This is a genomic window from Rhodococcus sp. WMMA185, assembly GCF_001767395.1.
Lineage (GTDB): Bacteria > Actinomycetota > Actinomycetes > Mycobacteriales > Mycobacteriaceae > Rhodococcus_F.
Map to the genome: position 1 here is coordinate 2,635,609 of NZ_CP017014.1, position 20,277 is coordinate 2,655,885.

17 protein-coding genes are annotated in these 20,277 nt (G+C 63.4%); 8 read left to right on the forward strand and 9 right to left on the reverse strand.

All coding sequences use genetic code 11. The features are described 5' to 3' along the window. Positions 1-48 precede the first annotated feature (48 nt). Positions 49-429, forward strand: coding sequence for a helix-turn-helix domain-containing protein (locus BFN03_RS11795; RefSeq protein ID WP_070379154.1), 381 nt, complete (start codon positions 49-51; stop codon positions 427-429). A 29-nt stretch (positions 430-458) separates the two neighbouring features. Here BFN03_RS11795 and BFN03_RS11800 read toward each other — a convergent pair whose 3' ends face one another. After that, a complete protein-coding gene (locus BFN03_RS11800; protein ID WP_070379155.1) occupies positions 459-1,331 on the reverse strand; it encodes a slipin family protein in 873 nt (290 codons plus the stop codon). After that, positions 1,328-1,795, reverse strand: a complete 468-nt coding sequence (locus BFN03_RS11805; RefSeq protein ID WP_070379156.1) for an NfeD family protein — start codon at positions 1,793-1,795, stop codon at positions 1,328-1,330. The genes BFN03_RS11800 and BFN03_RS11805 overlap by 4 nt, the downstream gene beginning before the upstream one ends. Positions 1,796-2,232: 437 nt before the next feature. Between BFN03_RS11805 and betT the strand changes: the two genes are divergently transcribed. From betT to BFN03_RS11825, 4 genes are all read left to right on the forward strand, one after another. Then, the gene (betT, locus tag BFN03_RS11810) at positions 2,233-4,461 is read left to right on the forward strand and encodes a choline BCCT transporter BetT (protein WP_084385601.1); all 2,229 of its coding nucleotides are present in this window, start codon (positions 2,233-2,235) and stop codon (positions 4,459-4,461) included. Then, positions 4,458-5,966, forward strand: coding sequence for an aldehyde dehydrogenase family protein (locus BFN03_RS11815; RefSeq protein ID WP_070379157.1), 1,509 nt, complete (start codon positions 4,458-4,460; stop codon positions 5,964-5,966). The genes betT and BFN03_RS11815 overlap by 4 nt, the downstream gene beginning before the upstream one ends. Beyond that, the gene (locus BFN03_RS11820; protein WP_070379158.1) at positions 5,963-7,543 is read left to right on the forward strand and encodes a GMC family oxidoreductase; all 1,581 of its coding nucleotides are present in this window, start codon (positions 5,963-5,965) and stop codon (positions 7,541-7,543) included. Before BFN03_RS11815 ends, BFN03_RS11820 begins: the two co-directional genes overlap by 4 nt. 508 nt (positions 7,544-8,051) lie before the next feature. Next, positions 8,052-8,495: a hypothetical protein gene (locus BFN03_RS11825; protein WP_070379159.1), complete on the forward strand. Its 444-nt coding sequence runs from the start codon at positions 8,052-8,054 to the stop codon at positions 8,493-8,495. 492 nt (positions 8,496-8,987) lie between these two features. Here the strand turns inward: BFN03_RS11825 and BFN03_RS11830 are convergent, their stop codons facing one another. The 7 genes from BFN03_RS11830 to BFN03_RS11860 all read right to left on the reverse strand — a co-directional run bounded on the left by BFN03_RS11830 (position 8,988) and on the right by BFN03_RS11860 (position 17,089). Continuing rightward, on the reverse strand, positions 8,988-12,248 hold the full coding sequence (locus BFN03_RS11830) for an arabinosyltransferase domain-containing protein (RefSeq protein ID WP_070380860.1): 3,261 nt from the start codon (positions 12,246-12,248) through the stop codon (positions 8,988-8,990). Between the two features lie 211 nt (positions 12,249-12,459). Continuing rightward, on the reverse strand, positions 12,460-13,344 hold the full coding sequence (locus BFN03_RS11835; RefSeq protein ID WP_070379160.1) for a hypothetical protein: 885 nt from the start codon (positions 13,342-13,344) through the stop codon (positions 12,460-12,462). 10 nt (positions 13,345-13,354) lie between these two features. Continuing rightward, on the reverse strand, positions 13,355-13,921 hold the full coding sequence (locus BFN03_RS11840; RefSeq protein ID WP_070379161.1) for a TerD family protein: 567 nt from the start codon (positions 13,919-13,921) through the stop codon (positions 13,355-13,357). Further along, entirely contained in the window at positions 13,918-14,352 is a 435-nt protein-coding gene (locus tag BFN03_RS11845) for a hypothetical protein (protein WP_157109601.1), read from the reverse strand. Before BFN03_RS11845 ends, BFN03_RS11840 begins: the two co-directional genes overlap by 4 nt. 65 nt (positions 14,353-14,417) lie before the next feature. Next, entirely contained in the window at positions 14,418-15,659 is a 1,242-nt protein-coding gene (locus tag BFN03_RS11850; RefSeq protein ID WP_070379163.1) for a toxic anion resistance protein, read from the reverse strand. A 110-nt stretch (positions 15,660-15,769) separates the two neighbouring features. Beyond that, on the reverse strand, positions 15,770-16,348 hold the full coding sequence (locus BFN03_RS11855) for a TerD family protein (RefSeq protein ID WP_070379164.1): 579 nt from the start codon (positions 16,346-16,348) through the stop codon (positions 15,770-15,772). A gap of 162 nt (positions 16,349-16,510) precedes the next feature. Then, complete coding sequence (locus BFN03_RS11860; protein WP_070379165.1) at positions 16,511-17,089, reverse strand: TerD family protein; 579 nt, start codon at positions 17,087-17,089, stop codon at positions 16,511-16,513. Positions 17,090-17,633: 544 nt separating this feature from the next. Here BFN03_RS11860 and BFN03_RS11865 point away from each other — a divergent pair. Genes BFN03_RS11865 through BFN03_RS11875 form a run of 3 tightly spaced genes read left to right on the forward strand, consistent with a single transcriptional unit; the run spans position 17,634 to position 20,175 of the window. Beyond that, positions 17,634-18,572, forward strand: coding sequence for a metal ABC transporter substrate-binding protein (locus tag BFN03_RS11865; protein WP_070379166.1), 939 nt, complete (start codon positions 17,634-17,636; stop codon positions 18,570-18,572). Next, complete coding sequence (locus tag BFN03_RS11870) at positions 18,569-19,312, forward strand: metal ABC transporter ATP-binding protein (protein ID WP_070379167.1); 744 nt, start codon at positions 18,569-18,571, stop codon at positions 19,310-19,312. Before BFN03_RS11865 ends, BFN03_RS11870 begins: the two co-directional genes overlap by 4 nt. Continuing rightward, a complete protein-coding gene (locus BFN03_RS11875; protein ID WP_070379168.1) occupies positions 19,309-20,175 on the forward strand; it encodes a metal ABC transporter permease in 867 nt (288 codons plus the stop codon). Before BFN03_RS11870 ends, BFN03_RS11875 begins: the two co-directional genes overlap by 4 nt. Positions 20,176-20,277: the final 102 nt, after the last annotated feature.

Consider the following 20,277-nt stretch of genomic DNA (forward strand, 5'->3'; position numbering starts at 1 on the left):
CGGGTGACTCCACATCGGGCCCGGTCGAGATCGTGAGATCGTGGGTGAATGAGTATCGACCACATCGTTCCCGCACTCGACCCGGAGGTCGCGGCCGAACTTCGGACCGCCCTCGCTCAGTCTCCGACCGTCACGCTCGACGGTTCGGAGCTTCCCCTTCCTGTGCAGGAGGCCGTTCTCGAACTGCTCGCGCTCTTCGGTGAGGGGCAGAGCGTCGCGTTCGGCCCTGTCGCCGCTCTGCTTACCACCTCGCAGGCCGCAGAGATCCTCGGCGTTTCGGACACCTACGTGCGCCGGCTCGCCGACTCGAAGACACTACCCATCGAGATGCGCGGGACACACCGCCGCTTCCGACTCTCGGACGTGATGGACTACCGCGACCGGCCGGCACGCCCTCGATCTCAGGCTCAGCACACCACCGGTCAATGAACCAGGCTCGAAAATTCTTGAACGGCAACTCAGTTTCGCGTGCGATACGGCGCACGCTTCTCCGGGCCTGCCGGCGGGATCATTGCCGCTAAGTTGGCCTGGCCCTCGAACTGTGCACGCTCGTCGCTCTCTTCCTCATCGCTTGGTTCCCGTCCGGCCGCGAGGAACGGGCGAACCAAGTCCAGCGGCAGCGGGAAGACGACCGTGGAGTTGTTCTCGCCGCCCATCGCACTGAGGGTCTGCAGGTAGCGCAGTTGAAGTGTGGTGGGGTTGCGACTGATGACCTCGGCAGCCTCAGCAAGTTTGGCCGATGCCTGGTACTCGGCTTCGGCGTTGATGATCTGGGCGCGCCGCTCACGTTCGGCCTCCGCCTGGCGAGCAATCGCCCGTTGCATGTTGCCAGGAATCTCGACGTCCTTGATCTCGACCGTGGTGACCTTGACGCCCCACGGCTCGGTCTGCTGATCGATCACCTTCTGAAGGTCTTCGTTGAGTCGTTCCCGCTCGGACAGGAGAGCATCGAGATCGGCCTTTCCGAGGATCGACCTCAATGTGGTCTGGGCGATCTGCGAAGTCGCCGCAAGGAAGTCTTGGACCTCGACGATCGCCCGATCTGCATCGACAACCCGGAAGTAAGCGACCGCGGTGACCTTGGCCGGCACGTTGTCGTGGGTGATCACTTCCTGTACGGGGATTCGCAAGGTGACCGTCCGAAGGCTGACGCGTTCCATCCGGTCGATTGCGGGGATCAGCAAAACCAGCCCCGGACCCTTCAATTCGACCAGCCGCCCCAACCGAAACACGACGGCTCGCTCGTACTCACGCAGAACCCGAATCGCACTACCCGCCAACATAGCGAGGAGCGTGATGACGACAATCGAAATGACGAGGACGGTGGTCATTGCGGTATCTCCCAGGGCTCGCGGCGGCGCACTGTGAGGGTGAGTCCGCGGATCTGCTCGACGACGACGGCATCACCGACGGCCGGTGTCTCGTCATCCCCGAATTGCGTCTGGGCCTTCCACAGGCTTCCGGCCGCCTCCACCTGGCCTTGTCTTCCCGCCCAGTTGCGGACGGTGGCGTGCGATCCGACCAGAGATTGCAGTCCGGTGCGCACGGGCGCGTGCCGGGCGGTCAGCGCCTTCCTTCCGCTGACTGCCGCAAGGCCCACCCCGACCAGCGCAACCCCGACGGCCGCCGGGATCGCAATCATCTGTGCCGTGTCACTGGACGTGATGAGCAGCCAGACACCGGCGGCGACGAACAGAGCCCCGATCCCGGCGAGCACCCCCGCAGTCGGTACGTGAGCTTCGACGACGATCAAGAGCACGCCCAACACCAGCGCCGCCGCGCCCAACTCGATCATCTTGCATCACCTACGATCACGTTCCGCAGGACCCGAGCCGCCTCGAACCGCTTCCGTTTCTTCCGTTCGGGGCCGGACCCTCAACTCAACGGTAAGCGAGTACGTCGGGTCTCGCCACCAGCAATTTCGCCGATCGATCCGTCGTTGTACGTCGACCCGCAATCAAGATCTGAGCGGTGTGTCCGAGCTTGAAATGGTCACTGTCACGGCGCCTGATTCGGAGTTCGACGCGCATGCCGACACGGGAACGATGCGAACGATCGTTCACTAGACGTATGCGCTCATGCCGCCCACGTCGGCAAAAACTGTGACCATATCAACCGAATCGGATTCATTTTTGGCCGCATCCAGGTGATACCGTCTGTCTGCCCCAAACGTTCGCGAGAGCCGCAGAGCCGACTTACCGGTCGCGTAGGGCCGATCACATGAGGATTCTTATGAAACCGATTGACAATGTAAACAATATTCGCGAGGCCGGATCGAGTGCCACTGATCTAGCCAATGGCGGACCACCAACACCCAACGACTCGTCAGGAAAATCTGCCCCGCCGGTTTCGGTGAACTGGCCGGTCTTCATCGGCTCCAGCGTCGGCATCGTCGGCATCATTTTGTGGGCGTGGATCAATCAGGACAACGCGGAATCCGTCATCGGCTCGGCCGTGTCCTGGGTTGCCGGCAACCTTGGCTGGTTCTACATCCTGTTGGTGACCGTGGTGCTCGGATTCGTCGTCTGGGCGGCTATGTCCAGCGTCGGCAAAGTCAAGCTCGGACCCGACCACTCCAAGCCTGTTTTCGGCCTCTTCTCCTGGACGGCGATGCTCTTTGCCGCCGGAATCGGCATCGACCTGATGTTCTTCTCGGTTGCCGAACCGGTCACGCAGTACCTCGAGCCGCCCACCGGAGCAGGCGAGACCAACGAGGCGGCCCGACAGGCACTGGTGTGGACGCTGTTCCACTACGGAATCATCGGGTGGGGTCTGTACGCCCTGATGGGCCTGGCTCTGGGCTACTTCGCCTACCGCCACAACCTCCCACTGAGCATCCGTTCCGCCCTCTACCCGATCTTCGGTAAGCGGATCAACGGCGCGCTGGGTAACTTCGTGGACATCGCCGCGCTGCTCGGTGCCATCTTCGGACTTGCCACGAGCCTCGGGATCGGCGTCGCTCAGCTCAACGTCGGGCTGAACGGTCTGATCGGGCTGCCTGAGAACACATTCGCCCAGGCGGGACTGGTCGCGGTTGCGGTGATCATTGCAACTCTGTCGGCGGTGTCCGGCGTCAATCGCGGTGTGCGACGGCTCTCGGAGATCAGCGTTGTCGTGGCCATCGGCCTGCTGTTGTACGTCCTCGTGGCCGGATCCACATCGTTCCTGTTCAACGGTATGGTGCAGAACATGGGCGACTTCGCCAGCCGCTTCCCTGGCATGACGCTCGATACGTTCGCCTACGACTCGCAAGAGGCCTGGCTCTCGGCGTGGACGCTGTTCTTCTGGGCGTGGTGGATTGCCTGGGCACCGTTCGTCGGCCTGTTCCTCGCCCGTATCTCCCGTGGCCGGACCATCCGTCAGTTCGTGGTCGGCACGCTGACCATCCCGTTCCTGTTCATCCTGGTCTACATCTCGATCTTCGGAAACAGTGCCATCGACATCGTTCGCGGAGGCGACGCCGAGTTCGGCGCGACCGCCATGGCATCCCCCGAGCGGGCGTTCTACTCGCTGCTCGAGCAATACCCGGGAGCCCCGATCCTCGCGGCGATCGCTACATTCACCGGTCTGCTGTTCTACGTCACCAGCGCCGACTCCGGCGCACTGGTGATGTCTCACTTCAGCTCCCGGATGCATGACAACGAATCCGACGGCCCCGCCTGGGTGCGAATCTTCTGGGCTGTCGCCACCGGCGTACTGACCCTGGTCGCACTCATGATCGGGGGTATCGCCACGCTGCAGAACGCCACGATCATCATGGGCCTGCCGTTCGCAGTCGTCATCATGTTCATCATGCTCGGCCTGTTCAAGGCGCTGCAGGTGGAAAAGAACTGGGCCGAGTCTCTGCGGAAATCGCTGCCCAACGCGCTGTCCAGCCGCAGTGCCGGCGGCACCACGCTGCACTGGCGCCAGCGCGTCGAGCGGTCTATGCGCTTCCCCGGTGCCGAAGCCACCGAACGCTACGCGACGACGGTTGTCGGACCGGCCCTTGCCGAGGTTGCGGCCGAACTCCGAAGCCAGGGGGCTGACGCGACAGTCGGCGAACAGGTAGTCGAATCCTGCGGAATCCACACCTACCACCTCAACGTTCCGTTCGAGGGTGAGCGTCCGTTCCACTACCAGGTCTATCCCACCGAACACCAGACACCCAGCTACGGCCAGGGCGCACAGAAACTGGACAAGTACTTCCGTCTCGAGGTGTTCTCGGCCGACGGCAGCAACGGGTTCGATGTGTTCGGGTTCACCAAGGAACAACTCATCAGCAACGTTCTCGACCACTACGAGCGGCAACTCGAGTTCCTGCATCGCAGCACCGGCCTCGATTCGACGGCTGTCGACGGCGATCCGGTCATCGACTGGTCACACGATTTCGAGACCCTCGATATCGTCGACCAGCCCAGGGTCGAGCCGGGAGCCGAGCCTGCAAAGGACGAGGCCCGCTTCGAATTGGAGCCCAAATGAGCGCCAGCACCCTGTTCATCGACGGAAAGTGGCAGGCCGCCGCGGACGGGGGTGTCCGCGACATCGAGTGCCCCGCCACCCGTGAGCACGTCGGAACGGTCAGCGAGGCCACCCGCACCGACACCGAGAAGGCGATAGCCGCGGCGCGCACCGCCTTCGACGACGGCCGCTGGTCCGGTGTCCCCGCAACTGAGCGCGGCGCCTTCCTGCTTCGGGTGGCGCAGCGGTTGCGCGAACGCAAGGCGGAGTTCGCGCGAGCCGAATCCCTCGACACAGGGAAACGACTCGTCGAGTCCGAGATCGACATGGACGACATCACGGCGTGCTTCGAGTACTTCGGCCGCGCGGCCGCTCAGGATGCGGGGCGACTCGTCGACGCAGGCAGCGCCACAGTCGTCAGCCGCATCCAGTACGAACCGGTCGGCGTCTGCGGGATGATCACTCCCTGGAACTACCCGCTACTTCAGGCCGCGTGGAAGATCGGGCCCGCCCTGGCAGCGGGCTGCACATTCGTGCTCAAGCCGGCCGAGCTCACCCCGCACACTTCCATCCTCATGATGGAGGTGCTCGACGAACTCGGTCTGCCCGCGGGTGTCGCCAACCTCGTCACCGGTACCGGCCCCGAGGCCGGCGCTCCCCTGAGTGAGCACCCGGACGTAGACCTGGTCTCGTTCACCGGCGGGCTGGTAACCGGCCGGATCGTGGCAGCGGCCGCCGCCGCGACCGTCAAGAAGGTGGCGCTCGAGCTCGGTGGCAAGAACCCGAATGTGATCTTTGCCGACGCCGATTTCGATGCAGCTGTCGACAACGCACTCAACGGCGCGTTCGTCCACTCGGGGCAGGTGTGCTCCGCGGGTGCCCGGATCGTCGTGCAGGAGTCGATCGCCGAGAAGTTCACCGATGCACTGGTCGCCCGCGCACAACAGATCCGGATAGGTGGCCCGTTCGACGATCGCGCCGAAACCGGTCCGCTCATCTCTGCGGCGCACCGCGACAAGGTGGACGGGTACGTAAAGGCCGGTGTCGCGGAGGGTGCGCGGGTGCGCTGCGGCGGCGCATTCGCCACCGGCACGTCCGGGAACACCGATCTCGACGCGGGCTACTACTACCTGCCCACCGTGCTCGACCAGGTACGCAGCGGGATGTCCGTCGTGGTCGACGAGGCCTTCGGGCCCGTCGTCACTATCGAGACGTTCACCGACGAGGACGACGCCGTCCGAATCGGCAACGACACTCACTACGGCCTCGCCGGAGCAGTATGGACCCAGGACGCCGGACGAGCTCAGCGAGTGGCGAACCGGTTGCGTCACGGCACCATCTGGATCAACGACTTCCACCCGTATCTCCCGCAGGCCGAGTGGGGCGGATTCGGCCAGTCCGGCGTGGGTCGCGAACTCGGCCCCACCGGGCTCGACGAGTACCGTGAGGCCAAGCATATTTATCAGAACATCGCACCCGCCGTCACCGGCTGGTTCGAGAACGTATCTCAGCAGGAGAACCGATGAACGAATCGGCCGACGGCCGTGCCTTTGACTACGTCGTAATCGGCGGGGGATCTGGAGGTGCGGCCGTTGCGGCGCGGCTGTCGGAGGATCCCTCCGTCACCGTGGCGCTGATCGAAGCCGGCCCCGATGACCGGGGCATCCCCGAGGTGCTGCAACTCGATCGGTGGATGGAACTGCTCGAATCCGGTTACGACTGGGACTACCCCGTCGAACCGCAAGAGAACGGCAACTCCTTCCTTCGCCACGCCCGGGCCAAAGTGATGGGCGGATGCTCCTCGCACAATTCGTGCATCGCCTTCTGGCCTCCTGCCGAAGACTTGGACGAGTGGGAGTCGGAGCACGGTGCCACCGGCTGGAACAAGGACACCCTCTGGCCGGTGCTCAAGCGACTCGAGACCAACGAAGACGCCGGTCCGGACGCGCCGCATCATGGTGACAGCGGCCCCGTTCATTTGATGAACGTCCCGCCCGCCGACCCCTGCGGGGTGGCGCTTCTCGAGGCGTGCGAGCAGGATGGCATTCCCACCACTCGGTTCAACACCGGCGAGACCGTTGTCAACGGGGCCAACTTCCTACAGATCAACCGGCGCGCCGACGGCACCCGCGCCTCGTCCTCGGTGTCGTACATCCACCCGATCATCGAGCGTGAGAACTTCACGCTGCTGACGGGCCTGCGCGCCACGCGTCTGGTGTTCGAGGGCACCCGGTGCATCGGGGTCGAGGTGGTGGACAACCAGTTCGGGCGCCCGCGGATCATCCGGGCGACCGGCGAAGTGGTCCTGTCGGCCGGTGCTATCGATTCGCCGAAGCTGCTGATGCTCTCCGGTATCGGACCCACGGTGCACCTGCGTGAGCACGGCATCGACGTCCTGGTGGACTCCCCAGGCGTGGGCTCCAATCTGCAGGATCATCCCGAGGGCGTCATCTCATGGGAGGCGTTGCAGCCCATGGTCGAATCCTCCACTCAGTGGTGGGAGATCGGTGTGTTCACGACCGTCGACGAAGGCCTCGACCGGCCCGACCTGATGATGCACTACGGGTCGGTGCCCTTCGATATGCACACCATGCGGCAGGGCTACCCGACCGCTCAGAACGTCTTCTGCCTCACCCCCAACATCACACACGCACGTTCGCGTGGCACGGTGCGCCTGCGGTCGCGGGACTTCCGGGACAAGCCGCGAGTCGATCCTCGTTACTTCACCGACCCCGAGGGCTACGACATGCGGATCATGATCGCTGGAATCCGGCGCGCACGGGAGATCGCCGCTCAGCCGGCGATGAGTGCATGGACCGGCGACGAACTGTTCCCCGGAAAAGATGTGCAGTCCGACGAGGAACTGGCCGACTACATCCGCCGCACCCACAACACCGTCTACCACCCGATCGGCACCGTTCGGATGGGCCCGGCCGGTGACAACATGTCGCCGCTCGACCCGCAGCTGCGAGTCAAGGGTGTGCAGGGTTTGCGCGTCGCCGATGCTTCGGTGTTCCCGGAGCACACCACCGTCAACCCGAACATCACGGTAATGATGGTCGGCGAGCGGTGCGCGGATCTGATCAAGGCCGACCGAGGCTGACGCCGCTGGCGGTCGGACCGACAGGACACTAGACAGGCGGCCGGTGCCCCAATCAACGGGGGCGTCGGCCGCCTGTCTAGTGGAAGGGCTCATCACAGGAAGGTGAGATCCTATGGAGCACAGGGATTATCGCTCTGCGAAACGGCCACTCAATCTCAGCAGTTGTTGGGTTCTCGAATCTTCACAACCCGTTGTTATCGTGAGTCACGATGACCCTGATGTGCGTGGACGTGGAGGTATGCATCTAGGACAGGGTTGTCGACGCGCCTGCTGTTTGTGCGAGTATGGCCCGCTTGAAACGCGCGAGAGAGGTCGGGTTGCCGGCGGAGGCATCTCAGCGTGAGCTGTAGTCTGCCCTCTCGGTTTCTCACGGTATTGCAGGGCATCGGACTGTAGTGCTGCTGTCAGTTGCACGTCCGGCTGCTGCACACTGTGCGCGAAAGTAGGGGCCGGCTACCGCACCGAGGGCAGAATGACTGGCGTCAACAATCGAACATCTGGGGGTCATATGGGGAAGGTCGCGACCATTGCTGCCGCTGCTGCACTGCTCGCAGGTGCTGTGGGTGTCACCACTGTCTCTACGTCCGAGGCTCAGGCAGCCATCGTGTCCGGGACAGAGGTGCGATACGTGTTCTGCAGTGACAACCCGGACGGCAACACAGTGACCTACTTCGACAGCGACGGCAACCTCGTGGATCGCCCAATCAGCCTGACCGACAACATTGGGGGCGAACGCTACTGCGGGTCCATCAAGGCGAGCGTGAACCCCGGCGATAACCGCTGGGCGTCGATCACGAACTACGACTCGCCATACCTCTATGCCGCGATCTACGAAATGATTCCGCCCTACAACTTCAACTTCCTGGGGAGCACCCTGGGCCCGCCACAGGAGCACATGCTTCGCTGGAACGAGGGCGGAGGAGCTAGAACCACGGCCATTACACCGTTGTAGACCGTTGGCGAGGCTCCGTCGCCGAAACGGCCCCTGCCCGTCTATACCGGGTGGGGGCCGTTCTCGCCTCCGCAGCGATATGCGGAAATCTACGAACGCGCCGTCGACGACGGAAAGGTCTACGCCAATGACATGACACGCCAACTTGTCCTGGTACCCCCCGTCGATGCCGTCGCACCCGGGTCCGGAAATCCTTTCGGCAGTTGATGCAACACGACCACCTCGGATAGCGGCTGCGGGTCGGTTCAGACTGTCTCGCCGGTAGCTGACTCGGTGCCCACCGGGGTCAAGTCCAAACGTGTGGTGTACGAGGTCATCGCGTGCGGTGAGTTCTGCGGGTGACACGCCCTAGATGCCACTGGACTCGGAGCGGTGTAGCGGGGATTCACCCGATCTGTTGGTCGATCGAGCATCCCGGGTTCGATGGAGACATCAAACCCGGGATGCCGCTACATGATGACCAGGGCAGTCGTGTTCGTTCGTTGCGCTGGATCAGGAAGCCATGTTGATCGGTCCGGGTGTCCACAGCCCGGACCGGGTGACCGTACTGGTATTGATCTGTGCCGGTTCTGCCTCGCGGTTGATCGGGACGAACTGTTCGATCGACCCCCAGTCTCGGTCCCAGTCATTGGCCAGGTACGAGGGGATGGTCCTGGCCCCGAGCAGCAACTGGGTCCATCCGAGCGGGCCTCCGCCGTAGTGGTCCTGCCACAGGCCAGTCACGACCGCGAGCGGGCGGTCCGGAGAGATCCGGTACTCGGGAACCTCCGATACACCGTTGGCATGGAGCATCTGGTGCTGGCAAGGGAAGTTCAGTCCCACTGCCCAGTCGAGCAGCACCGGGGTGTCGTGACCCAATACCTCCTGAAGCGTTTGGGTTTGCGGAACGCGTGGAGCCGTGAACGCCAACCACTGCTCGGGGCGGCCATCATTGTCCGTGGCAACGATGCGAACCACATCGGCCTCGGGCGGCAACTGGTCGAGCGGAACACGCATGTTCCGCCACGAAGGGGTCGGTCCGATGTCGATCGGCACCGCCGAACCCAGCGCGGTCACCGTGCCGTCAGTGTTCGAGGCTCCGTATTCGAGAAGCAGACTCTGCCCGTATATTTCGATGCCGTCGGGGTTCACGGAACGAATCCGCCCTGCCGCCGAGATCGACACGATGTCTCCTCGGGAACCGGCCGAATCGGGCTCGGGAAGCTGGTACCAGTCCGTGGTCACCGTCGCAATCTCACCCTCGCCGAAACTGCCAAGTACCGGAGTGGTTCCGGGATCGAGCCCGAACGGCAGGGCAACAGTGCTGCCGTTGATTCCCTCGCCGCCGAATCCTCCGCCGGTTCCGGCGGTGCCGCCGGAGGTGTCCTGATCGGCATTGGTGCGATCGACGGTGTTCGCGGTTCCGGAGGCGACTTCCTCGGTGTCCGGCGTGAGGTCCTGAGCGACACCGTTCGGTGTGAATCCGACGACTCCACCCGCGGACAGAGCCGCACCGATATCTCCGGAGAGCGGCTGCAGCATCGAGGCGTTGGGGTCGGTCTCGAGAAGTACATCATGGGCCAACCCGCACGGCGCACCCGTGAGTGCATCGATGTTGGACCTGGCCACCGAGTACGCCGGGTACTGGGAGACGGCGCCCTTCGCGAGCGAAAGCACCTCGAAGGCGACCATTACCGCGGCAGCGATCGTCAACGGTGGAACAGACCACAATCGTGAGGGCTTATCGGTGCGCGTGGAGGCGTGCGGGTGAATGTGGAACCAGGCGGCCAGGCCCAGGAGTAGCACCGCCACCGCGAGGAGCGCGACGGCGAAGCCGTGGCCGGCAATCGAGGGCGGCTTGTCGAACCACGGCACGCCGTAGCTCGAGACGTACCACCAGCCGTTGCGACCGGCGAAGGAGATCGCGAGCACGGACATCACAGCTGCCGCGAACAACGCACGGTTGCGCCGAGACCGCAACACCGCCGGGGCCACCGCAACCGAGGCGGCGATCGCGACTGCTGCGGCCAGACCGGCGTAGATTCCGAAGTGATGGGTCCACTTGGTGGGCGCGAACATCATCAACACCATCGCGCCGATGGTGACTCCAACGATCCTGCGGGTCGGCCCCAGCGACGCACCGGGAATCCGACCCCGCCGAAGCAATGCCACGATCACCGTCAGGAGACACAGCACCATCGTGAACACCGCGAACCTGCGTGCGAGGGAGCCGTCGGTGCTGTCCTGGAACAGCCACTGATAGCGCATGTACTCGTCGAACCAAGCGACGTTGGGCCCGATCGCGTGCACGCGCTGCATCTCCCGCACCGCCGCGAACGTCTGATCCGCGAACACCGCCACCAGTACGACCAGACCGGCCGACAGCAACGGCAGCAGCAACGCTACGCGTCCGACCGATCGGGCACGGTCGGCGATGATCCGCGCGATCGGACGGGCTCCAGAAATCAACGCAGCGAAGCAGATGATGCCCGACGGCCCGGCTGTGACCGTGAAGGCCGCGATCACGATCGCCACAGCAGCCGGCAACAGTCGGCGTGTCGCGATGGCGCGTTCCAGTGAGCACCACGTGAGCAGCACGCCCGTCGCGACGACCGGTTCCGGACGCAAACCGTTGTTGAACGGCAGCCAGAACGCCAGAAACACCAGAGCACCCGTCCACAGCGGCAGTGACGTTCGCCGGGCTGCCACACCGAGCCTCGGTGCGACCTCACGACTGAGCAGCCACCAGGAGAGTATTGCGGCGAGAAGTGCCGGTACGCGCACCCACACGCTCGCCGTCGACAGTTGAGTCATCCACGCAAGGACGTCGTAGAACGGAGTTCCGAAGGGCGCCTCGGGGACCCCGAACCAGCGGAAGTAGTTCGCCATGTAGCCGGACTGGCCGGCAGCCCGAGCCATCCCGAGCTGATAACCGTCGTCGGCTGTGTTCGCGCCGATTATGTGCCACAACCCGAGAACGCCGACGACAACGGCGTCAACACGTGTGAACGACCACCACGAGGAGGGCAGCAACCTTCGCGAACGCCGACCATCAGTGGCATCGAGCCGGTGCAACGACCACAACGCGAGGGTGGTGGCGAGCACGGCCAGCACCATGGCTGCCAGCTTCACTGCCGTTGGCGACGTCGTGAACCTTGTATCGAGTGTCGCGTCGACCTGCAGGCCATCCGGTGCACGGCCGTCGAGGTCCGAGAACACCCCGACCACCTGCGGGCGCAAATCGCCATCGAAGACCTGCTCCATGTCGCCGCCACCGCTGCCTGTGACTGCGGCAACAGTTTGGGTCGGAGTCGACGAGATCGACAGCGCACAGTCCGTACCGGACAGGGATCCGACGGGTGTGGACAGCAGAATCGTGTTCCGGGCAACCACCTCGAGCCGCTCCTCGACGCCGTCCCCCGCGATCACCCGGGCAGACAGCGCCCACCGATCAGGCTCCGCGGCGCCTATCGGCACCGTCGACACCAGCACCCCGCCTCCCGCTTCTGCCATCTCCCGGACGGCCGTGCACGGAATTGCGATGTCGAGATCGGTCGGCGTGTACGACACCAACGGCGCCGTGACATCCGTAGTCGAACCGTTCTGAGGCCATGAGACCCTGGCCTCGGTCTGCTGCACCGGCAGGAACGGGAGCGCTATGGCTGCAAGAATTCCCACCACCGCGCTGACGACCGCGCCCAGACGTGCCCGAGCGACATGAGTCCCTATTCGGTGGGATTCGCCCCCGGCTCGATCACTATCAGGCGTTGGCATCGGCTGCTGCGCCGACGTTCTGATGTCCGTCACGGCAGGAGAGCATATCTGTATCCAGACCGATCTCCCCCAGTCCCGGTACCGCGACTAGCGATACCTCACAATCCCCGCCGACCGTCAAGAAATTCTGCTATTGGTACGGTTCACCGGATTCCGGTGACCACATCTACTCCAGGCACACGCACCGAGTCGATATCGGTGCACCACGTCTTCAGTGCAGAGGAGTGCGGTCGTCCACCCAGGTGATGCGATCGAACCCGTACGCTCGGCATGCCTGCTGAACTGAACCGTCGATCGGGCACATTTCGGCACGCAGTACGAACTCGCCATGAACGTTGTACAGCGACATCACAACACCGATATTCCCCGCAGGCATCCGATCCAGTGGAATCTCGATCCGCGCGTTCGCAAAGGTCGTCACGACCAGTGTGCCACTCCACGGAACCTCGTTGCCGGCATCCGAATACCCGTAGATGACGAGCCGGTCCACATCTCGGCACTGCCTCAGATCGATGGTGAACTTCCCACGACCGTCGTTGATTCCGGATATCGCGGGAGCGTTGGAGTTCGGTGGTGCGGCAATCCTGCCCGAGGTAGGCGCAAGAGTCGACGAAACACCGCCCCTGAGCGTGTAGGCGCATCCGAACCGCAAATCACCCACGGCATCTGTGCATGCCGCCTCGACTGTGAGCATGCCCACACCGCTTTGCAACCGGGTCAGGGTGACGGTCGGAGCATCCGGGGTCAGGATGGTTCGGTCTGCAGAGTTGGCCCGCCGGGTGGGGCGGATCGAGGACGGAGCGTCGTCGACAACGGCAGAGGTGGCGACACTGTCGGTGGATAGGTCAAGTGCTGTATCCCCGGGGGTCGAAAGGTCGAGCAGATTGCCCGAGTCTGCGGACGGCGGGGCCGTCGATTGGACACCGGCCGTCGATTGGACATCGGACGGCGGGGCCATCGGATGGGTGCCGGTTGGCGAACTGTCGTCGACGGACTGTGGAAGGACTACGGATGGTTCAACCTTCGGCCGGGTACGTCGCCTGAGAAATACCAGATCGGGACGACCGGGCGCGCTGGTCGGGTCGGCGAAGCTCATACGCTGCCCCTCACAGCGGGATTCCGTAGTCTTGCGCGATACCTAGGATTCCGTTGTCGTAGCCCTGGCCGATGACCTTGAACTTCCAACCGTTCTTGTATCGATATACCTCGCCCAGCGCCATTGCCGTTTCGTTGGAGAGCAGTGGAGCGAAGTCTTCCGAGCGCACGAGTTCGGCGTTTCCTGCGAGGTTGAGAACTCGCAACTCACACTTGCGGAGTTGACCGAGCGCGCGACGCCGGGCCGAGCCCTCGTTGAGGTAGAGCACGACGACGAGTCGTGCCACGGCATCAGGTACTGCTGACAGGTCGATTTCTACCTGCTCCTGATCGCCCCCGAGGGCTTGCTCGAGTTGCACAGCAGACAGCTCCGGGGAGCTGAGTTGATTGAAGAAGACGAAGTGATCTCCGGACAGCGCCTTTCCGTCCGCGCCGCACAGAATCGTGGCCATCACGAGATTGTCGTGAAGGGGCGACTCCCCTCCCGCATCCCAGCTGACGCCCAGAACCAAACCTGTCAGATCTGGGATCTCTCTGGTGAGTTCAACATTCGCTCCCCTACGCATGACGCTGGTCATAAATCAAGGTCCGATCTGGTGAACTTTGTACGGAGGAAGTTTCCCTGCGTCGTCAGAGCATCGACGTCGTGAGATCTGGTTGCGGCAAGGATGTCGGTGGCTGCTCCCCACAGGGACTCGACCTGCTCGAGCAGGAGTTGCCGAGGGGTGCGCCCGGACCGCCCGACGGTGTCCACCGTCTGATCGTCGAGCGCCAGGTAACTGCGCAGCGTCGTAGGCAGGTAATCCGTCGTCATTGCTCTGACCGAAATGGTGGCGTGAATATCCAAAGGACGGGCTTCGGAGGTAGCGATGATCTCCCGAAGTGTGTCGGTGACACAACGTGCCGCGACAACCGCCTCGTTCGGGAGCCGTCCAGCATTCAGGTTGATGAACGAGACGAGTTCGTGCAGGTCCCGAAACAATGCTTCGGGACTGTCCTCATCTTCCACGAGTGCACCGGGTGGCGGTGCACCACCCGGCTCACCCTGACTCCTCCGAAACCACGACAACATCGTCAGTTGCCGATCTGTCCTGCCGTGTCCGCCGTTCCACGCTGCATCCGCTCGAGGTAAGGCTTCGCGCGCTCGATCTGACCTTCGAGCGCAGTCACTGTCTCGGCCATGGAATCGACAGCCTGGGCACGGAACGTATCGACCGCATCCATCGTCTGGAAGACGTTGTCGAACGCTGCCTGAAGCTTCTGGACGTCGACCATGCTGCTGGCTGCCTGCTGGTTGATCTCTGCGCCCTGCATCCGCAGCTGGTTCGAGGTCGACTCGATCAGATTGGACGTCGTGGTATTGAGTGCGCTGATCTGATCGAGCACCAGCTTCTGCCGAGACAACGCCTGGGCGACGATGATCGCAGTACGAAGCGCGGTGATCGTGGTCGTCTGTGCACGATCCACACCCTTGATCAGCTCGAGGTTGTTGCGCCGCACGAGGTCCAAGGCCATGTAGCCCTGCACGTTGACCGTCATCTGCGTCATGAGGTCTTGACGACGCTGGCGGATCGCGAACAATGCGTCGGAACGCAACGTGTTCGCATTCTCGGTGCTTCCGGATGCCTCGAGCTCGGCAACCTTCTGTTCGACCGCGCTCTCGAGGGCCTCGGCGAGCTTGTTGTACTCGGTCAGTTTGGCCATCATGTTCCACATGTTGGCCTTCTCTGTCTCGATGCTGGCATTGTCTTTGCGTAGCTCGTCCTGACCGGAGTCCAGGGCCTTGATAATCGAGTTCAGGTGCGCCTGCGAGGACTGATAGCGGGCGAAGTACCGATCTATCTTGTTGCCGCCGGGAAGGAACTTGAGAAGCTTCTTTGCGCCACTGAGCTCTGCGCGCCCCGGATCGAGCTCGGTGACGGTGTTACGCAGATCGAGCAGAGTGTTGCTGACTCGGGTCTGGGCATCGTCACCTTGACGCCCCTTCGCTGCCCGCACGCCCGCGGCGGGGCGTTCGAGAATGCGATTCGCCACACCTGCGGAGGCGCGCATCTCGTTGTTGCCCATCGTGGTGATCGAGTCGATCTTGTTGGCGAAGTCCGGAGATCGCATGTCCATGGCGACGAGCTCATTGGCGAATGCGGTTGCCTTGGTCCGCAACTCACCCTGCTTGCCGTCGTCGAGCGCAATCGCGCCTGCGGCCTCCTCCTGCTTGACGACCACAACGGGGGCAGGAGGGGTCAACACGAGCGCGTTGCCGGCCGACGCAGCCGGAGCTGCGGGCGCCGAAGTGGAACCGAGGTCGAGGTCGGACATTGATTGACTCCTTGCAGGTGAGTTTCTGTGATCGGTGTTTCTGCGATCTGGGGCGCGGAAGGGGCAGTCGGCGAGCAGGGCAGTCGATCACGCAGAACCGCCCACGGAGACTACAAGAGAGCCACGATTGCCGGTAGCAGTTCTTTGAAGGTACGTCCGGTAGCGGGAGCACCGATCGCGGTCATCGACCAACTCTGGCCGTCCCGGGAAACCTTCGCCATGATCTGGGCGGTATGGGGACCTGATCCGGTCAGCGTGTACCGCGCGATCTCCGTCTCCGTCGTCTCGTCGATCAATCTGCAGAAGGCATTTTCGACCTGCGAGAAGTTCTGGCCCGTAAAGGAATTGACAGTGAAGACGATCGTCGTGATCGAAGGATGCATGCGCTGCAAGTCAACCTTGATCGATTCGTCGTCTCCATCGCCGGCGCCGGTGAGGTTGTCGCCGGTATGCAGGACTGATTTGTCCTTGCTCTGAAGCTGCCGGAACCACACCTGATCCACCAAGTTGTCGGCGGCATCGAACAGCAACGCCGAGGCATCCAAGTCGATCGACTGGTTCTTCAAACCTCCGAAGAAGCCCCGCTTCTTCGCAGCGTCCCAACCGAGACCCATACGCACCTGGGTCAAGGATGAACCGCTCGGTTTGGTCAGAGAAACTTGCTGGCCCTTGCTCAAGCTCACGCTCACGCGATCAATTCTCCTCAGTATTGTTTCGAGCCCTCAGTGTTGTTTGGAGTACGTGCGCTATCGATACCGGACGCCGCCGCGTGCGACCAATTCTGCGCTGGCAAGGAGGCGGAATCCCCACCCGCCTGCCCGCGAACGGCTCCCGGGTCAAGAAGGTGCTACTCAAGCAACGTTGACGCCGAAGTCACGGGCAACTCCCGCCAGCCCGGTCTCGTACCCCTGACCGACGGCCCGGAATTTCCAGTCGCCCCCGTGGCGGTAGAGCTCGCCGAACAACATCGCCGTCTCGGTCGATGCGTCCTCCGTGAGGTCGAACCGCGCGATTTCGGCATTGCCAGCTTGGTTCACCACGCGGATGTAGGCGTTACTGACCTGCCCGAACGACTGGCTGCGTTCGCGGGCCTCATAGATCGAAACGGCAATGACAATTCTGGCGACATCGCCCGGCACGGACATCAGATCGACCTTGATCGACTCGTCGTCGCCTTCACCTTCACCAGTGAGGTTGTCCCCTGTGTGCTCGACTGTGCCGTCCGGGCTCACGAGATTGCCGTAGAAGACGAAGTGCTGATCGGACAGAACCTTCCCCGATTCATTCAGCAGCAACGCGCTTGCATCCAGATCGAAGTCCGACCCACTCGTGGTGCGCGCATCCCAACCGAGGCCGACCAGCACCGCCTTCAGACCCGGGGCTGCTTTGGTCAGAGAGACATTTCCTCCCTTGGCCAGGGTGACTCCCATGCTCTTCCTCCAGTTCGTGGTTGCGCACTGTCGTGTCAGGATATTTCCGCGTTCGTTGCGTGTTGTGGAAGGAACAATAACTTGCCCGCCGATGGAAGGCAGCGGCTACGTCCTCGCCGCTCTCCGACATTGAGCCGGGACATCGAGCCGGGGATTTCCTCATGGGTCAGGCCGAGGACGTAATGTCCTCTCGTATGAGACAAGTCACTAACACAGCCGTGGCCGTACTCGCCGAAAGAGCTGTGGTAGTCGGCGGCAGCCGGAGCGGAGGCGTGTCAACTACTCAGCCCTGAAGGACTGAGCTTGCAGCTGTGACACCCGAGCTGTCGGGTGTCACGCCGCGCCAGGGACCGTTGACTGGGCCCGGTAGTTCTCAGCGGCTCGATACGCAATGTTGTGCGAGCTTCCACGCCCACAGCTGGGATGACTCGTGGCTCCATCGGGATTTCACCAGCAGAGCGCTCACGTCGTCCCGACACGGTCGGCACGACGCGGCGAAGCGCCGCCATTTGATTGTTTGCATGCCCAATCATAGAATTTCGGGATGCCCAACTTTACTAGGCGAGGCCGGCGTCGGATCTCGATCGCCGCGCTGGTCACTGCCGTGGGACTGTCGCTTTCCGCGTGCTCGACGGGCAGTGCCGGAGGCGAGGCAGACAAGCCGGTCGTGCTGACCACGTTCACAGTCCTGGCCGACATCGCCGGCAACGTCGCCGGAGACCATCTCCAGGTCGAGTCGATTACGAAGGTGGGGGCGGAGATTCATGGCTACGAGCCGACACCCGGGGACATCAAGAAGGCGTCCGGAGCCGACCTGATCCTCGACAACGGCCTGAATCTCGAGGCGTGGTTCGCGCAGTTCGTCGACGGCCTCGATGTACCCCACGTCGTCGTCAGCGAGGGCATCGAGCCGGTCGGCATCACCGAGGACGCCTACGCAGGGCTACCGAATCCGCACGCGTGGATGTCCCCGCTCAACGTGCAGACCTATGTCGACAACATGGTGACAGCATTCAGCGACCTCGATCCGGCGAATTCGGCCGCCTACGAGGCGAACGGCGCCGCGTACAAGGCGCAGCTACAGCAGGTGCAGGACGACCTCGTCACCGAACTCGCTACGTTGCCGCCGAACGAGCGAGCACTGGTGACCTGCGAGGGTGCCTTCTCGTACCTGGCGCGCGACGCCGGGCTGACCGAGAAGTACATCTGGGCGGTCAACGCCGAGCAGCAGGCCACACCGAAGCAGATCGCGTCAGCCATCGAGTTCGTTCGGGCACAGCAAATTCCGGCTGTCTTTTGTGAGTCGACAGTGTCGGACGCGCCGATGCAACAGGTCGTTTCGGCCACCGAAGCGGAGTTCGGCGGCACTCTCTACGTCGACTCGCTCTCGGAACCGGGCGGACCCGTTCCGACGTACCTGGATCTGATCCGCCACGACGCCGACACCATCATTCGAGGGCTCAACGGAGGGGAACAGCAGTGACGGATGCGATCCGCGTGCGGGATGTCACCGTTCACTACGGCGAGGTCCTCGCCTTGCAAGATGTCTCCCTGACGGTTGCACGCGGCGGCGTGTGTGGCGTGATCGGGATGAACGGCTCCGGCAAGTCGACCCTGTTCAAGACGATCATGGGACTGGTCGTGCCCGACACCGGAACAGTGACGATCGACGGTCGATCCCCCTCACAGGCACGCGGATCCGGGGTGATCGGCTACGTCCCCCAGAGCGAGGACGTGGACTGGTCCTTCCCACTGACGGTGCGGGATGTGGTGATGACAGGCCGGTACGGCCGGATGGGATTCACGCGCCGGCCTCGCCGGGCCGATCGCGACGCCGTCGAATACGCTCTCGACCGCGTGGAGTTGACCGACTTGGCGGACCGCCAGATCGGTCAACTCTCGGGCGGGCAGAAGAAACGCGCCTTCGTCGCACGTGGCATCGCCCAGGGTGCCACCATTCTGTTGCTGGACGAACCGTTCGCCGGCGTCGACAAACGCAGCGAGGCAACGATCACCCGGCTGCTGCGCGAGATGGCCGCCGACGGCGCCACGGTGCTGGTATCGACGCACGACCTGCACGCGCTACCACAACTCGCCGACGAGGCTGTCCTGCTGATGCGAACCGTGCTGATGCATGGCAGCTGCGACGAGGTGCTGCTGCCGGAGAATCTCGCTCGCGCTTTCGGGCTGGATGTCATGGAGCAAGGACGGAACCACCGATGAGCGTCGTCGACTTTTTCCTCGATCCCCTTCGCTACGAGTTCATGGTCCGCGCGCTTGCCACCACCGTAATCGCCTCGGTTGTGTGCGCGATGCTCTCGTGCTGGCTGGTGCTCATCGGCTGGTCCCTCATGGGTGATGCCGTCTCGCACGCCGTGCTGCCCGGGGTGGTGCTCGCCTACATCGTCGGAGCACCGTTCGCGCTCGGAGCAGTGATCTTCGGGTTCCTAGCCGTCGCACTGATCGGCGCCGTCCGCAGCACCAGCCGGGTGAAGGAGGACGCGGCGATCGGCATCGTGTTCACGACCTTGTTTGCGCTCGGCCTCGTCATGATCTCGGTGACCCCGAGCCAGACCGACCTGAACCACATCATCTTCGGAAACCTGCTCGGCGTTTCACGCTCGGACCTGCTCCAAGTGGCGATCCTGGCCGCAATCGTCTTCGCGGCCCTGACACTCAAGCGCCGAGACTTCACGTTGTACGCATTCGATCCGACCCACGCCCACGCGATCGGCCTGAATCCGCGCCTCCTCGGGGCGGCGCTGCTCGGTCTGCTCGCGCTGACCGCGGTCGTCGCACTGCAGGCGGTCGGCGTCGTACTGATCGTCGCGATGCTGATCATCCCCGGCGCCACCGCCTACCTGCTCACAGACCGATTCGAACGCATGCTCGTCATAGCGCCGGTCTTGGCGGCGGCGTGCTCGGTGGTGGGTTTGTACGCGAGTTACCACCTCGACACCGCGTCCGGCGGCATGGTTGTTCTGGCCCAGGGCATCGCCTTCGCGATGGTCTACCTCTTCAGCCCACGGCACGGGCTCGTCGGCACCCGGGTGATCGCCCGCCGCCGTCGACTGGCAAGGCGGTGAGCACAGCCCCCTTGATCACAGCATCCGCTCTGCAGGGGCAATAGCCGCCACATTTTTTCTTCGGACTCGCATTCTCGGGGGGTGCCCGGCACGGTGCCGGTA